This is a genomic window from Nocardia sp. NPDC049707 (assembly GCF_040674855.1).
Classification (GTDB): Bacteria; Actinomycetota; Actinomycetes; order Mycobacteriales; family Mycobacteriaceae; genus Nocardia.
In genome coordinates this window covers 293,150-307,800 of record NZ_JBFANN010000002.1, presented here as the reverse complement: position 1 = coordinate 307,800, position 14,651 = coordinate 293,150, and the positions used below count along the sequence as shown (strand labels likewise).

Below are 14,651 nucleotides of genomic sequence, written 5' to 3'. Positions count from 1 at the left end.
GTGACCATGGCCATGAGAAGCCAGTGGCAATCACCCTCGACAAGGAAGGGCATGAACGTGCCTTCGACCTGTCCCCGATCGTCGACGACATCGATGGAGCCTTTTTGGCTGCCGATGGGGTAGATCGGGTTCGAAAAGGTCTGGACAATAATGTGTTCGACGAGATCGAATGGCCGACACCGCAGCGTATCGGCAGCCCGGTGGCACGCCCGGCGAACATCATCTGCATCGGCATGAACTATGCGGCACATGCCGCCGAGTCCGGGGCAGAGCCTCCCACGACTCCGGTCGTGTTCCTCAAGCCGAGCAACACGATCGCCGGGCCCTACGATGCTGCGCCGATTCCTCCGCAATCCGAGCAGTACGACTGGGAGGTGGAGTTGGGCATCATCATGGGATCGTCCGCGCAATACCTGGCCTCGATCGAGGACGCGAAGCAGGCAGTAGCCGGCTACGTCATGGCGAACGACCTCTCCGAGCGCGACTATCAGCTCAACGGTCCAGCGGGACAATGGACGAAGGGGAAGTCGCTGCCGTCATCCACCCCAGTTGGTCCGTGGTTCGTACCGGCAGACCAGGTTGATCCGAACGCACTTCGACTGAGGACTTGGGTCAACGGAGAACTTCGGCAAGATTCGTCGACGGCCGACCTCATTTTCGACACCGCCACCATCGTGCATCACCTCAGCCAGTACATGCTGCTCGAACCGGGAGATCTCATCCTGACCGGAACTCCGGAAGGCGTTGCCTTGTCCGGCCGATTTCCCTACCTCGACGACGGTGACATCGTCGAGATGGAAATCGACGAGCTGGGGCGTCAGCGTCAGCAGTTCTTCAGGGCGACGACGGCAACTGCTGAGGAGAAGTGATGTCGGCGGATATGAAGGGGCTTGTTGCAGCGGTCACTGGGGGAGCATCCGGAATCGGGGCCGCTATCGCGCGTGAGTTACAGGGACGTGGATGCACCGTTTTCGTTCTCGACCTGAACCCCGAAAGCGTCCCCGGCGGCCAGACCGGATTGGTGTGCGACGTCTCGGATGACGACTCCGTGCAGGCAGCCGTCGCCGAAATCGCAAGTACTGCCGGGCAATTGGACATTGTTGTCAACAACGCGGGAATAGGTGCGGTAGGAACCGTAGCGGACAATTCAGACGATGAGTGGCACCGCGTCTGGGACGTCAATGTGATCGGCATAGCCCGCATGAGCCGAGCTACCCTGCCGCTGCTGCGGGCCTCGCACGCGGCGGCGATCGTCAATGTCAGTTCCATTGCCGCCACCGCAGGTCTGCCCCAACGCGCGCTCTACAGCGCAACCAAGGGCGGGGTGCTGTCCTTGACGCGCGCTATGGCAGCTGACCTGGTACGTGACGGGATCAGGGTGAACTGCGTGAATCCAGGAACGGTGGATACTCCCTGGGTTGGCCGGCTTCTGGACCAATCATCGGACAGCGCCGCCGAGCGTGCCGCACTGTGCGCCCGCCAACCGCACGGACGACTCGTTACGGCTGATGAGGTCGCGGCTGCGGTCGGCTACCTCGCCAGCCCGACGTCAGGGTCTACGACTGGCACTTCGATCGCAGTCGACGGCGGAATGCAGGGGCTACGACTGCGCCCCGAATAGATCCGAACGGGGCGGGAGAAATTCAGGTGTGTAGCTGTCGAGAACGGTGACCGTCACGTTAAACATTGACGTAGCGACAACGTCAAACCCGGGAATCGGTGTCGCTGTCCTACAGCTCGGCAGATCCGCGTTCCGTCCTCGTTGAACCGCCTCGATCCGTCATGCGCCCGCTTTGTTGACATCGCGCCAATAGTGCGTCAGTCTGATGACGAGACGCGGGTGCGACAGGCTCGCGCGATGAGCAAAGGATCTCTGCGATGGCACGCGCGGCATGGAGTGATGACGAGGTCGAGGCGGTCCGGGAGCTGGCACGAAACTTCTTTGTCAAGGAAGTGGTCCCGCACGAGGAGAAGTTCGTCGCACAGGGACATCCCGACCGCGCCCTGTACAACCGGGCCGGTGAACTCGGCCTGCTGTGTGCCGCGATCCCGACCGAATACGGCGGTGGCGGTGGCACTTTCGCGCACGAGGCCGCGATCATCGAGGAACAGGCGTTCGCGGGTGACGGCTCGATGGGTATGGCCGTGCACAGCTCGATCATCGCGCCCTATCTCCACCAGTTCGGGACCGAAGACCTCAAGCAGCGGGTGCTGCCCAAGGCCGCGACCGGCGAGATGGTGCTGTCCATCGGGATGACCGAACCGGGCACCGGCTCGGATCTGCAGAACATCAAGACCCGCGCGATCCGCGAGGGCGACGAGTACGTCATCACGGGTTCGAAGATCTTCATTACCAATGGCTGGCTCTGCGACGGCATCCTCATCGCGGCCAAGACCGATCCGACCAAGGGCGCGGCGGGCGTTTCGCTGATCTTCGCCGAGGTCGGTGACCAGACGCCGGGATTCAAACGCGGCCGCATTCTGAACAAGATCGGCGGCAAGGCCCAGGACACCGCGGAGCTGTTCTTCGACGGGCTACGCGTACCTGCCTCGAACCTGCTCGGCGAGGCCGAGGGGCAGGGCTTCTATCAGATGATGCAACTGCTGGCCCAGGAGCGACTGGTCACCGGCATTCTCGCGGTCGCCATGATGGAGAACGCGGTGCGGTTGACCGTCGAGTACACCAAGGGCCGCGAGGCGTTCGGCAAGCCGCTGTTCGCGATGCAGAACACCAAATTCGAGCTGGCCGAATGCGCGACCATCGCCAAGGTGAGCCGGATCTTCCTCGACGACTGCATCGGCAAACATCTACGCGGCGAACTCGATATTCCCACGGCTGCGATGTCGAAGTATTGGCTCACCGACCAAGTCGGTATTGTGGTCGATCGCTGCCTGCAACTGTTCGGCGGCTACGGCTACATGACGGAGTATCCGATTTCCCAGCTCTACACCGGCGCCCGGGTGCTGCGCATCCTCGCGGGCAGCAACGAGGTAATGAAGGATCTCATTGCCAGGTCACTCTGAAGTCACCGCTAGCGATCGCTTGCGGGTCGCTCGAAACGACACCGAGGCGCAGCCGCGCAGGCGCAGGCTGGAACCGGACGAGCGACGCGCACAGATCCTGGAGTGTGCGATCGACATGTTCGGCGAGCGGCCCTACGCGGCAGTCTCCACCGCCGAACTCGCGCAGCGCGCCGGAGTTGCGCGCGGGCTGATCAACCATTACTTCGGCAATAAGCGTGATCTGTATCTAGTGGTCGTGCGCCGAATGGTCACGCTGCCGCGCCTCGACGATATGGTCGCGCCGACCGGCACCGATCGGGAGCGCGTCGATGCGAGTGTGCACTGGCTGCTCGATGTGATCTCCGAACACGGCAGTACCTGGGTGAAGGTGACCAGTCACGAGGGTGTCGGCGAAGATCCCGAGGTGCAGCAGATCCTGGATCAGGCCGATGACGCGGCCGCCGAGCGGATGCTGCTGATGGTCGGTCGCGCGGATTCGGCGCGCAGTGCGCAATTGCGCGCCATGGTCCGCGCCTTCGGTGGGTTGGTGAAAGTCGCGGGCCGGGAATGGATCACCCGCGGCGCTCTCACCCGCGAGCAGGTGCACATGCTGCTGTCCGACATGCTGATGACACTGATGACCGAAACCATGCCGAAGGTCGATCCCGGGCCCTGACCTTGCGCCGCAGGCTATTTCGGCAATTCCGAACGCCTTTCACGCGACGCGATCCTGCGCTCGGTTGCGCTGTAGCGGACGGGCCGCACATGGCCGGGTGCGTGTCCGTTGCGGCCGTACTTCAGCTCGATCACTTCCTCGCGGCGATGTTCGACCAGCAGTGCGCCGATTCCGGTGATCCACAGTGCGGCCGTCGCTATCGCACCGATCTGGGTCCAGCCGACGAAGCCGTAACCGGCCGCGGTCAGCGTGCAGGCCATGGCGACGATGCCGAGGGCGCAGAGGATGATGCCGGGAACGTTGTAGTCGTCACCGAGTAGGTCGCCCGCGTGGGAATGCCACGGGCGGCTATGTTGTCCGGTCGAACCGGATTCGGCGCGCATGGAACCCTCCTGTGCCGAAGTCACCGCATGAATCGGTCCCGAGACCAGCATGTACCTCGTCGGCGCGACGCGGGAGTGGTGTTTGCTGGTTCGTTACTCCGGTGCTCGATCGGCACCACGCCGAATCCCGTCGGCGCGGTGCCGAGTTGACATGGCGGCGTTCGCGGTTACGGTTTGATGACGATCGATCGGCCGTTTCGGAATTGTTGCGGCCGTCGGCCCCTATCCTTTGTCGGTATCAGGGCGGGTCCGGGCAGTTCGAGGTTCCTGCGTGGTTTGGTGGTGTGGAAGAGGGACCTGGAGATGGCACGGACGGATAACCGTGAGCGCGAGCGCTGGCCGGAGGCGCAGCCGGAGGAGTACGAGGACGAGACGGCAGTGATCGGCCGGTGGCCGGATTCGGAGCCCAGCGACCGCTGGCCGGAGGTCGACCCGCCGGCCCGGCGGGCTCCCCGGGCCGGTCGACTACGGGTGGAAGTTCCGCCCATCGTCAACCCGTATGCGATCGTCGCATTGGTGGCCGCCCTGCTCGGCCTCTTCCCGGTCGCGATCGTGTTCGGGTTCATCGCCTTCAGCCATCCGCGTGGTAAGGCGATGGCGGTGTGCGCACTGCTGCTCGGTGTGCTCGAGGTGGTCGCCATCGCCGGATATTTCGTGTTGTCCGGCACCAATTTCTCCGATGCGCTGTCCGGGGCGAACCGGACCCCGGTCGTCTCGAGTGTCGCGCTGCCCTCCACCATCGCCCAGACCGCCGTCGCGCAGCCCTCGGTGGTGCCCTCCGTCGTTGTGCCCCCGGTGACCTCGGCCGCTCCGTCGACGAGCCAGGCGACCCCGAAGAAGGGTGCGGTGTGCACCGAGCCGGGCCGCATCGGCACGGGCGCGGACGGCACCACTCTGCTTTGCCTGGCCAGCGGCGGTGTCTATCAGTGGAGCGGTCCGTACACCGTCGGTGGCACCGTCGCCGAGCCCGGAGCCAAATGCGATGGTTCGACCAAGAGCGCCCGCACCGCCGACGGGCGCGCAGTGACGTGTGAGAGCAAGGCGTGGGTGCTCTGGACCGAGTAGCGCGGTTGCGGACCGAATAGGGTGCGGAACCGAATAGCCTTTCGGTAGCTATTCTGCTGTTTCCGGCTTCTTGGCCCGGCTCGGTTGGACCCGAGGCGGCTCATTCGGCATCTTGGGATATTGCGGCGGCCACGGTGCGTCCATGAGCCCGGATGCCATATCCCGCTCCGACATTTTCAGCAGCGGCTCGATCGATTGGGTCGGTCGATCCGCCCACGGGTCGCCGGATTCGGCCAGCCGCGCGGGGACGGTGGCGATGGTCAATTCCTCGGGGACAATGGAATCCAGATCGGACCAGTCGATCGGCGTGGAGACCTGTGCGCCGACCTTCGGGCGCACGCACCATGCGCCGAAAACCGTCTTGTGCGGAGCATTTTGGTTGAAGTCGACGAAGACGCGGTTGCCGCGCTCCTCCTTCCACCACTGCGCGGTGATCTCGTCCGGATGCCGCCGCTCCAGTTCCCGAGCCAGCGCGACCGCCGCCGCGCGCACCTGATAGCCGTCCCACGTCGGTTCCAGCGCAACGTAAATGTGCAATCCGCGCGAGCCGGAGGTCTTGATCCTGGAGTCGATGCCGAGTTCGGTGAACAGCTCGCGGGTGAGTACGGCGGCGTGTTTGAGATCGTCGAAGGTGATGCCAGGGGAGGGATCCAGGTCGATGCGCAGCTCATCGGCGATATTCAGATCGTCGACGTGATTGGGCCAGACATGGAAACCGAGGCAGCCCTGGTTCACCGCCCACAGGATGTGTGCGAGATCGTGGGCGACAAGGGCATCGCTGGTGGTGCCGTTGGGCGTGGCGACCTCGACGGTGTGCAGCCAATCGGGCGCGGATTTCGGCACCCGTTTCTGGAACCACGACTTACCGGATGCGCCATCGGGATACCGCTCCAACAGCAGCGGCCGGTCGCGCACCACCTTCAGGAACGGCTCGGCCACCGCTTGGTAGTACCGCACCAGATCGAGCTTTGTCTCACCGCGTTTGGTGAAGTAGATCTTGTTCGGACTGCTGATGGCGACAGTTCTGCCGTCCACCTCGATATCGATCGATTCGCTCATCATTTCCCCCGGGCTTCGGTGAAGATGGCGCTCAATTCGGCCGGTGCGACCTCGTCGAGCTGCGCGTAGGTACACGATTCCGGGGTGCGATCGGACCGGAATCGGACCAGTCTGCCGCCGTGCCGCAACCGCCCCGACTGCACATGTTCATAGCGGACCTCGGCGACCAACTCCGGACGCAGCGCCTCCCAGGACAGATCCTTACCGCCGGTCCATCGGCTCACCCCGCCCGGCATCTTGCCGTCGGCCTTGGCCTGCGCCGCCGCATCGGCCCATTCTCGCCACGGGTGGTTCGCCAATGCGTTTTCCCGCAATGGTTTCAGCTCATCCACCAGCGACTTGCGTTTGGCTGCCGGGAAACTGCTTGCCACGCCGACATGATGCATATTGCCCTCGTCGTCGAAGAGTCCGAGCAGCAGGGAACCGATGCCAGCACCATCCTTGTGCCAGCGGAAACCGGCCACCACACAGTCGGCGGTGCGTTCGTGTTTGACCTTGAGCATCACCCGCTTGTCCTGCAGATACGCCAGGTCGTTGGACTTGACCATGACGCCGTCGAAACCCGCACCCTCGAAGCGGGTGAACCAGTCCTCGGCGACAGCGGGATCCTGGGTGATCGGGGTCAGGTGCACGCGGGCGAGTTCGGTATCCAGAATGGTCTCCAGCAGCCGTCGGCGCTCGGCGAACGGTTCACCGGTCAGATCCTTGTCGCCGAGCGCGAGCAGATCGAAGGCGACAAAGCTCGCGGGCGTTTCCTTGGCCAACTTGTTGACCCGCGACGCCGCCGGATGTAACCGATTCTGCAAGGTGTCGAAATCGAGTCCCTCATCCGTGACCACCACGATTTCACCGTCCACCACGCATTTATCCGGTAGTGCCGCCTTCAGCAGTTCGGCGACCTCGGGAAAATAGCGGGTGAGCGGGCGGTCATTGCGGGAACCGAGTTCCACCTCGTCGCCATCGCGGAACACCACGCAGCGAAAACCATCCCATTTCGGTTCGTAACTCAGGCCCGGCTCATGCGGCACCGAGGGCGCCGTTTTCGCCAGCATCGGCCTGACGGGCGGCATCACGGGTAAGTCCACACCATCCTCCTCGGGGTCCGTTCTCTCACCCATATCGACGTCGCAGTCGACGCGGATTCATCGGTGCGGTCGGGGCGGTGGCTCGATCCTAGGACGCCGGTCCGACAAGGTCGTGAACCTCACCCGGACCGCCCGTGGTGGCGTCGAGGGTGGCCGACCACACGACGACTGATCAGGTGCGAACATGGCGACTAACCAGGGACGGCTAACCCGACTTACACCCTCCCGCCAGGCGCGAACACAATTTTTGTGGCACCTGAGTCTGGCGCCTCGAGGCCCCGGAGGCGGGGGAGCGGAGCTTGCGCTATTCCAGCCAGCCGTGCTGATCGGCGAAGGCGGTGAGGCGGTCGCGGATGGTGAGGATCTCGCCGGCGGTGAGAGCCGGGCTCGCGTCCAGTAGTAGCTCGGTGATCAGGCGTTTGTGTTCGGTGGCGGTCAGCTGGCCGGAGCCGGATCTGTCCTTCTTGTGCCGAGGAGCGGGTGCTGGCGGTTGACCGCCGACCACCGCGAGGTTGACCGCCTTGGGACCACGGTCACCCTCGGTCACATCGAATTCGAACACCCGCCCCTGACGCAGTTCGTCCTCGTCCAGTCCGATGTCGTTGACATGAACGAACACATCCGGGCCACCATCGTCGGGCCGGATGAACCCGAATCCCCGCGAACTGTCGAACGACACCAATTTCCCGATGGACACCAACACCCGCTCCTCGCGCCGACGCTACTCGGTCACTTTAACCCGCATTATCCCCGTCGTTGGACGAAAGCGCCTTTTGTAACGAGTTGAATACAGTGAGGCCCTGACCGACCATTCCGTTGACCAATTCGCCGACGCCGTCCGGACCGTTGAGCACCGTCAGGTTGGCGCTTGCCAGGCCGTTGGAGGCCTGTTTGACGATTTCCGGCAGTTGCTCGATCAGCAACTGGTCCAATGCGATCCGATTGTTCGAGGCCGCCGCCTCGGCCTGGATCCGGGTCCGATCGGCCTCGGCCTCGGCGAGGATGCGCACCCGTTCCGCCTCGGCCTGAGCGGGCTTCACGACTTCGGCCTGCAACTGCTGCTCACGCAGCTCGGCCTCCTTGCGCGCCTGTTCAGCCTGCGCGGTGAGGACCTCCTGCATCGCCTTGGCCTCGGCCAGCGGGCCGGCCTGGGCCGCTTCGGCATTGGCCTTATCGATATCCTGCTGATACTGCGCCTGGAGAATGGCGGTCTCGCGTTGATATTCGGCGCGGCGGCGCAGCGATTCCTGTTCGGCCTCGGCGGCGTGCTGCGCGGCCTGGGATTGCGCGATCTGCGCATCGCGCTGCACGGCCGCATTGTGCGGTGCGGCCAGCGCGGTGATGTATCCCAGATTGCCATCATCGATGGATTGGATCTGGAACGAATCCACCCACAGGCCGATGTTGCTCATCTCCACCTTGGAGGCCACCAGCACCTCGTCGGCCAGCCGCTGGCGTTCACGGATGATCTCCTCGACCGTCATCGAACCGACGATCGAGCGCAGGTGTCCGGAGAAGATGCGGCCGGTCAGCACCGACATCTCCCGCTCCTGTTCGGACAGAAAGCGTTGGGCCGCGTTGACGATCGAATGGGTGTCGTTGGCAACCTTGAACGCGATCACCGCGCGCACCTCGAGCTGGATGGCCTGCTTGGTGACGCAGCGTTCCTTGATCTCGGCCTCGAACATGGCTAGCGACAGATAGCTCACCTTGCGGAAGAACGGCATCACCCATTTGCCGCGCCCGATGACCACGCCGAAGGGTGCGTTGTCCTTGCTCTTACCGCCGCTGACCAGCATCGCCTCGTCAGGATCCGGAACGTGATAACCCAGCACTGTGCCTCCCTAGCAGTTCATAACTTCGATCACGGGTGTCAGACGTCGTCGACCGGGACGGGTTCGAGCGGAATCCACGGCACCACATCGACGATGCGGCCCGGCTGTACCGCGATGATCAAGACAGTTTCGCCGGCCGAGATCGGCTCGGCCGCCCGCGCGATATATATCTCCGTGCCCCCGCGAATCGCAACCAATACTTCGCCGAGCATTCCGGCACCCCGGATCGGCGATGTGAGCGTACCCGTCAAACCCTGTACGGGGTCGGTCATCGCGATGAACTCCTCGCACTCGGTGCCCGAGTTGTCAGCGTACGCGCGATGTGGAATGGCTCCGGACGAGAGGGACTCGACGATGATTTGCCCGACCGAATTCTTGGTGAGATAGTTCGCGACATCGTGCGGATTCGAACCATTGTCGAGTTGCTCGCCATCCCGAAACCGAAGGGCGCGAACCACTTCAGCGCTGGTCAGCGCATTCGCCGCGGTCTGGCCTTGCGACCGAAGCGTGGTGCTCCGCATGGTCGAATTCGAATTCGTCTTCAGGCTGATCTGAGCTGCGCGGCCGGATCGGCGGTGATCCGATCGGAGTCGGTGTCGTAGTCGTACAACTCGGCATAGCGGCCCCAGTCGATGGCGATATCCAGTTGGCGGCGGGCATCTTCCGGTCCGAAACCGCGGCGCAGCAGGTCGAGGAAGAATCCGGCACGCAGGCTGCCGTCGCGACTGCCCGCCAAGCCCTTGCAGATGGTGCGCACCAATGGGGCCCGGTGCCGGGCCTGTTCGGCGAAGATCCGCTTGCTCTCCTGGATATCGGCGGTGGTGAAGTGGGTGCCGATCTCGGTGAGCAGCACATCACCGGATTCCACCGTGCTGAAACCGAGCATGGTCGCGGCATCGACAAGGGGGAGCAGGTCATCGATTTCGAAATTGAGTTCGTCGGCGATATCGGGGAGGTCGGCCCGGCCGCCATTGGCGTAAACCAGCTCGACCAGACCGGCGAGGCCGCCGACCGATGCGTCGGGCAGCGGACGCGCCGTGGGTGTCGCGATATCGGGTGCGGGGGCGGCGGGTTCGGTCTCGCGGCCGGTGAGCAGGCCGTAGATCTCGTCGACCAGATTCTCGAAATTCGCGGTGCGCCGGTCCCGCGGTCGCGGCTGAGTGACCGAAATTTCGGCGATGATGCGCCCTGGATTGGCGCCGAGCACGACCACACGATCGGCGAGCAGCACCGCCTCCTCGATATTGTGCGTGACAATGCACACCGACTTGGTCGGGAAACCATCGGTGGCCCAGAGGTTTACGAGCTCTGTGCGCAGATTCTCGGCGGTCAGCACATCGAGGGCCGAGAACGGTTCGTCCATCAGCAGCAGATCCGGCTCGAGGACCAACGCTCGCGCGAAGCCGACGCGTTGGCGCATTCCGCCGGAAAGTTCCTTGGGATAGGCGGTTTCGAAACCGTCCAGACCGATCATATCGATCGCGGCCAGCGCCCGTTGGCGGCGCTCGGCCGGTGCGATGTTGCGGGCCGCGAGGCCGAGTTCGACATTGTCTTGCACGGTGAGCCACGGCATGAGCGCGAAGGATTGGAAGACCAGTGCGGCACCGGGATTCGCACCGTTGAGTTCGGCGCCCCGATAGCGGACGTGCCCGCTGGTCGGTGCGATGAGTCCGGCGATAATGCGCAGCAGTGTGGACTTGCCCGAGCCCGAACGCCCCAGCAGCGCGATGATCTCACCACTGTGCAGTCGCAGGTCGATCCCGTCGAGCACCCGCAGTTCGTCGCCCGCGGCGCCGGTGAAGTACTTGCTGACACCCGTGACATCCAGTAGCACTTCGCCATTACCGGTCGTTGTGGTCATGATCGACCTCTTTCGTGGTGAGCGGGGTGTGGTCACAGCGAATACCGCCGCTCGGCAAGGGCGTACAGTCGCCGCCAGAACAGCCGGTTGATGCCGACGACGTACATGCTCATCACCAGCACACCGATGAGGATGCGCGGCGAATCGCCGACTTCGGTCGCCTGTTTGATGTAGGAACCGAGTCCGGCCGCGACCAGCGTGGTCGACCCGTACTGCACCACCTCGGCGACGATAGAGGCATTCCAGGCACCGCCCGCCGCGGTGATCGCGCCGGTCACATAGCTCGGGAAGACGGCGGGCAGAATCAGCTTGCGCCACCACAGTGCACGTGGCAGTTGCAGATTCGCGGCGGCCTCGCGCAGATCATTGGGCACCGCGCTGGCCCCGGCGATGACATTGAACAGGATGTACCACTGTGCACCGAGTGCCATCAGGATGGTGCCCGCCCAGTTCAGGCTCGCCCCGCTCCAGACGAGCATCGCCGTGAAGAGCGGGAACAGGAAATTCGCCGGAAAGCTCGCGAGCACCTGCACGATCGGCTGGGCGATGCGGGACACCTTGGGGTTCAGACCGATCCAGACCCCGATCGGCACCCAGACCAATGTCGCGATGATGAGCAGCACGATGACACGCGATAACGTGAGCAGACCCAGCCCGAACGCATGCGTCACCTCACCGAACCCCGCGGTGGCGTCGATGTAGTCCAGCACCCGATAGCCACCGTAGGCGATCGCGGTCACCACTACCGCCGCGAATACCATATCGCCGACCCGGCGGCGGGAAACCGAAGTGTGCAGCGGATATTCAGCGAGGCCGAAGACACTCATCACCCGATCCAGCGGTGCGACCAGCGGTCCGAGGATCCGGCCGAGCAGCCCAGGAATATGTGAGCGCCGCAAGAGGTTCAGCACCACGCTGCGCGGCGCCTCGGCGGCTTCGGAGTCTTCGACTCGGAAGCGCTCGGCCCACGCCACCAACGGCCGCCAGAACACGAAGTTGACCCCGACGACCATGACGATCATGACGCCGATGGCGATGAACACCTTGCCGAGCTCGCTGTCCGCCGTCGCGGTCGCCACATATGAGCCGATACCCGGCAGCGCGTACTGCCGGTTGTTCACACTGATCGCCTCGGAGGCGACCAGGAAGAACCAGCCACCGCCGAAGCTCATCATGCCGTTCCACACCAGCGGGATCATGCCGCTGGGCACGTCGACCCGCCAGAACCGTTGCCAGCGCGACAATCTCAGATTCCGCGAGGCCTCGTCGAGCTCACGCGGTTGCGCTGCCAGGCTGTGGTAGAAGGCGAACGTTGAATTCCATGCCTGCGAGGTGAAGATCGCGAAGATGGCCGCGGCCTCCAAGCCCAGTTCCGAGCCGGGGAACAGGGCGATGAATCCGGCGACGGTGATGGACAGGAACCCGAGGATCGGCACCGACTGCAGAATGTCGAGCGCGGGCACCAGCACCACGCGGGCGCGCCGCAGTCGGGCGGCGGCGGTCGCGTAGACGAAGGTGAAGACGATCGAGAGCACGAGTGCGGCGAACATCCGCAGCAGCGATCGGGCCGCGTAATACGGCAGCTCGCTGGTGTCCGTGGAAACTGTTGCCGTGGCCGTGGTTTCGTCGAACGGTACCGCGATGCCGGTCGAGATCCGCACAACTGCCCAGATCAGCACCGCGGCACCGACGAATACCGCCACATCCGCCGCGCGATTGCGCGGGCGATCGACGGCGTCGCGGGAGGAGTAGGAGCGCAGCAGAGTCATGCCTGTGCTCCGTCCGCGGCGTCGTCGACCGAAATATGCCAGCCGACACTGGTCACCGACGGTTCCAGGCTGAGCCGGCTCACCGCCGATTCCATTTGCCGGTCGTCGCGCTGGTCACCGGTGAGTTCGGCGCGCACCTCCACCCGACCCGCAATATCGGTATTCGCACTCGCCACCGAGATCAGCCGAAAGTCGGTGCGGGTCAATGCCTGAACCAGCAGCGCCCGCACATGCGCTTCCTGGTCATCGTTGGTCACCGCGACGAATACATAGGATGCGGGTTGTTCGGCGGCGGCATCGGGATGGCGGTCCACCGCACGTCCGGCGGCCCGCAGTGCGATATTGACCACCATCACCGCCAGGGCGCCCGCGGCGGCAGTGAGGAACATGCCCGCACCGGCCAGCGCGCCGACCGCGGCCGAACACCACAGTGTCGCAGCGGTATTGAGCCCGCGCACGTTCAACCCGTCGCGGATGATCACACCCGCGCCGAGGAAACCGATACCGGAGACGATCTGTGCGGCCACCCGGGTCGGATCGGCGTCACCGCCGTGGAAGCCGTGCGCCGAGAGCAGGACGAACAGTGTCGCACCCGCCGCCACCAGCGCATTGGTGCGCAGCCCCGCCATCCTGGCCCGATACTGCCGCTCGAAGCCGATGACGGCGCCGAGGCCGACACCGGCCAGCAGCCGCAGGAGCATCTCTACCGTTGACATTACGCACTCCCTGACTAGGTCAAGCGCACCATCGAACAGCAGGCTACGGGCTGGTCCCGTTCCGGAGCGCCGCTGCGGAGGTGTCGCCGGGTGAATATTCGGCTAACAGGGGCACGGGACTTTCACCGCCGGACATCCGGCTCACCTCCTTCTTCCGATCGGCCGCACGGCACAGCCGGGCATCGTGTGTCATCGTCGCAGAGCACAGCAGAGGAATCCGACAAATGGCCGGTCGAAGCCTCTCCTCGTAAGACCTTTGGCACTTCACGGCGTGAACCCGACTACATCGGGAGCCAATCGGGATCACCCCTTGGGCCGGGGAGATCTGTCCTGACCCGGGGCGTCTCTCGACGTTCGGGGTCGCTGGCCTGTATCCGTGAAGGAGCCTCAGCGAACGATTGGCACCTTGCGTTGGCAAGTAAACACCCGCATCGCCGACCTCGCAACCCGGTGTAAGCCGCGCAACGTTCAATCCCGCTGCGCCGCAGCCGAATGCGGGTCGAATCAGGACTGGTACAGCGAGCGGTAGGCGGCGAGCGTCGCCACGCAGTGCTCGATGACCTGCTCGCGGGTGGCGCGCAGCGATCCGTTCAACCAGGCCGAGAACATGCCCGCATTACCGCTGGCCATGGTGAGTGCGGCCAGTCTGCGGCGCACCGGATCATCGATATGGGTGAACAGATGATCCTGCAGAACCTTGGTGAAGACCGGCATGACCGCGATGGTGGTCTGGCCGAGGCTGGTGCTCGAGTACGGTTCGACCAGGAACAGTCGGGACTTGCGCGGATCCGCGAGCACTGTGTCGACCAGGATCTCCGACAGCGCGCGGTCGCGGGAGGGATCGGCGGCGGCGAAGGCGGTCATCGGTTCCAGGAATTCGTCGGCGACCTGCCGGTAGAGCACATCCAGTAGTTCGTCGCGGCTGGTGAAGCTCTCATAGAAGTACCGGTCGGTGAGATTGGCGCGACGACACACCGCCCGCATGGTGACACCGCTCGCACCCGATTCCCCGATCAGGTCGAGCGCGGCCTCTAGCAGCGCGGCGCGGCGAGCCTCTCGACGTTCGGTGAGCGTCGTACCGCCCCAGATCCGAGGACCGGCATCGTCAGCTGATTCCTGGCCTTTCTGCACCCGCCCACAGTAATGCCTGGCTGTCGGGGCGAGGCCAGGGTTGCGCACACATCTCCGGTTGTCGTGCA

The 14,651-nt window shown here is 64.3% G+C and carries 15 protein-coding genes and 1 riboswitch; of the genes, 5 read left to right on the top strand and 10 right to left on the bottom strand.

Annotated elements, in window-relative coordinates:
* Nucleotides 1-23: 23 nt before the first annotated feature.
* The 4 genes from AB0J29_RS03830 to AB0J29_RS03815 all read left to right on the top strand — a co-directional run bounded on the left by AB0J29_RS03830 (nucleotide 24) and on the right by AB0J29_RS03815 (nucleotide 3,679).
* Nucleotides 24-869, top strand: a complete 846-nt coding sequence (locus AB0J29_RS03830; protein ID WP_364778690.1) for a fumarylacetoacetate hydrolase family protein — start codon at nucleotides 24-26, stop codon at nucleotides 867-869.
* Nucleotides 869-1,621: an SDR family oxidoreductase gene (locus AB0J29_RS03825; RefSeq protein WP_364778687.1), complete on the top strand. Its 753-nt coding sequence runs from the start codon at nucleotides 869-871 to the stop codon at nucleotides 1,619-1,621. Before AB0J29_RS03830 ends, AB0J29_RS03825 begins: the two co-directional genes overlap by 1 nt.
* A 257-nt stretch (nucleotides 1,622-1,878) precedes the next feature.
* On the top strand, nucleotides 1,879-3,024 hold the full coding sequence (locus tag AB0J29_RS03820) for an acyl-CoA dehydrogenase family protein (RefSeq protein ID WP_364778684.1): 1,146 nt from the start codon (nucleotides 1,879-1,881) through the stop codon (nucleotides 3,022-3,024).
* Between the two features lie 19 nt (nucleotides 3,025-3,043).
* Nucleotides 3,044-3,679: a helix-turn-helix domain-containing protein gene (locus AB0J29_RS03815; protein ID WP_364778957.1), complete on the top strand. Its 636-nt coding sequence runs from the start codon at nucleotides 3,044-3,046 to the stop codon at nucleotides 3,677-3,679.
* A gap of 14 nt (nucleotides 3,680-3,693) precedes the next feature.
* On the opposite strand, the gene AB0J29_RS03810 is transcribed toward AB0J29_RS03815, so the two are convergent.
* Nucleotides 3,694-4,062 (bottom strand): hypothetical protein, encoded by a 369-nt coding sequence (locus AB0J29_RS03810; RefSeq protein ID WP_364778681.1) that lies wholly within the window; start codon nucleotides 4,060-4,062, stop codon nucleotides 3,694-3,696.
* Nucleotides 4,063-4,365: 303 nt separating this feature from the next.
* Here AB0J29_RS03810 and AB0J29_RS03805 point away from each other — a divergent pair, with 303 nt between their 5' ends.
* Nucleotides 4,366-5,127 carry a DUF4190 domain-containing protein gene (locus AB0J29_RS03805; protein ID WP_364778678.1) on the top strand — a complete coding sequence of 254 codons (762 nt, stop codon included), beginning with the start codon at nucleotides 4,366-4,368 and terminating at the stop codon, nucleotides 5,125-5,127.
* Nucleotides 5,128-5,175: 48 nt separating this feature from the next.
* Here AB0J29_RS03805 and ligD read toward each other — a convergent pair whose 3' ends face one another.
* The 9 genes from ligD to AB0J29_RS03760 form a co-directional block, all read right to left on the bottom strand.
* The gene (gene ligD, locus AB0J29_RS03800; RefSeq protein WP_364778954.1) at nucleotides 5,176-6,186 is read right to left on the bottom strand and encodes a non-homologous end-joining DNA ligase; all 1,011 of its coding nucleotides are present in this window, start codon (nucleotides 6,184-6,186) and stop codon (nucleotides 5,176-5,178) included.
* A complete protein-coding gene (locus tag AB0J29_RS03795) occupies nucleotides 6,186-7,271 on the bottom strand; it encodes an ATP-dependent DNA ligase (protein WP_364778675.1) in 1,086 nt (361 codons plus the stop codon). Before AB0J29_RS03795 ends, ligD begins: the two co-directional genes overlap by 1 nt.
* Before the next feature lie 304 nt (nucleotides 7,272-7,575).
* Complete coding sequence (locus AB0J29_RS03790; protein ID WP_364778672.1) at nucleotides 7,576-7,974, bottom strand: cold shock domain-containing protein; 399 nt, start codon at nucleotides 7,972-7,974, stop codon at nucleotides 7,576-7,578.
* Nucleotides 7,975-8,005: 31 nt separating this feature from the next.
* Nucleotides 8,006-9,106, bottom strand: a complete 1,101-nt coding sequence (locus tag AB0J29_RS03785) for an SPFH domain-containing protein (RefSeq protein ID WP_364778669.1) — start codon at nucleotides 9,104-9,106, stop codon at nucleotides 8,006-8,008.
* Between the two features lie 38 nt (nucleotides 9,107-9,144).
* Entirely contained in the window at nucleotides 9,145-9,627 is a 483-nt protein-coding gene (locus AB0J29_RS03780; RefSeq protein ID WP_364778666.1) for a hypothetical protein, read from the bottom strand.
* Between the two features lie 20 nt (nucleotides 9,628-9,647).
* Nucleotides 9,648-10,967 carry a nitrate/sulfonate/bicarbonate ABC transporter ATP-binding protein gene (locus tag AB0J29_RS03775; RefSeq protein ID WP_364778663.1) on the bottom strand — a complete coding sequence of 440 codons (1,320 nt, stop codon included), beginning with the start codon at nucleotides 10,965-10,967 and terminating at the stop codon, nucleotides 9,648-9,650.
* Nucleotides 10,968-10,999: 32 nt separating this feature from the next.
* A complete protein-coding gene (locus tag AB0J29_RS03770; RefSeq protein WP_364778660.1) occupies nucleotides 11,000-12,736 on the bottom strand; it encodes an ABC transporter permease subunit in 1,737 nt (578 codons plus the stop codon).
* Entirely contained in the window at nucleotides 12,733-13,452 is a 720-nt protein-coding gene (locus AB0J29_RS03765) for an MgtC/SapB family protein (RefSeq protein WP_364778657.1), read from the bottom strand. Before AB0J29_RS03765 ends, AB0J29_RS03770 begins: the two co-directional genes overlap by 4 nt.
* 234 nt (nucleotides 13,453-13,686) lie before the next feature.
* Nucleotides 13,687-13,858, bottom strand: a riboswitch (M-box (ykoK) riboswitch).
* A 98-nt stretch (nucleotides 13,859-13,956) separates the two neighbouring features.
* Nucleotides 13,957-14,583: a TetR/AcrR family transcriptional regulator gene (locus tag AB0J29_RS03760; protein ID WP_364778654.1), complete on the bottom strand. Its 627-nt coding sequence runs from the start codon at nucleotides 14,581-14,583 to the stop codon at nucleotides 13,957-13,959.
* Between the last annotated feature and the right edge of the window lie 68 nt (nucleotides 14,584-14,651).

Bases quoted from the DNA above. Each gene is read 5' to 3' on its own strand.
- AB0J29_RS03825 (WP_364778687.1), top strand. From the start codon at position 869: ATGTCGGCGGATATGAAGGGGCTTGTTGCAGCGGTCACTGGGGGAGCA.
- AB0J29_RS03820 (WP_364778684.1), top strand. From the start codon at position 1,879: ATGGCACGCGCGGCATGGAGTGATGACGAGGTCGAGGCGGTCCGGGAG.
- AB0J29_RS03810 (WP_364778681.1), bottom strand. From the start codon at position 4,062: ATGCGCGCCGAATCCGGTTCGACCGGACAACATAGCCGCCCGTGGCAT.
- AB0J29_RS03805 (WP_364778678.1), top strand. From the start codon at position 4,366: ATGGCACGGACGGATAACCGTGAGCGCGAGCGCTGGCCGGAGGCGCAG.
- ligD (WP_364778954.1), bottom strand. From the start codon at position 6,186: ATGAGCGAATCGATCGATATCGAGGTGGACGGCAGAACTGTCGCCATC.
- AB0J29_RS03780 (WP_364778666.1), bottom strand. From the start codon at position 9,627: ATGCGGAGCACCACGCTTCGGTCGCAAGGCCAGACCGCGGCGAATGCG.
- AB0J29_RS03775 (WP_364778663.1), bottom strand. From the start codon at position 10,967: ATGACCACAACGACCGGTAATGGCGAAGTGCTACTGGATGTCACGGGT.
- AB0J29_RS03770 (WP_364778660.1), bottom strand. From the start codon at position 12,736: ATGACTCTGCTGCGCTCCTACTCCTCCCGCGACGCCGTCGATCGCCCG.
- AB0J29_RS03765 (WP_364778657.1), bottom strand. From the start codon at position 13,452: ATGTCAACGGTAGAGATGCTCCTGCGGCTGCTGGCCGGTGTCGGCCTC.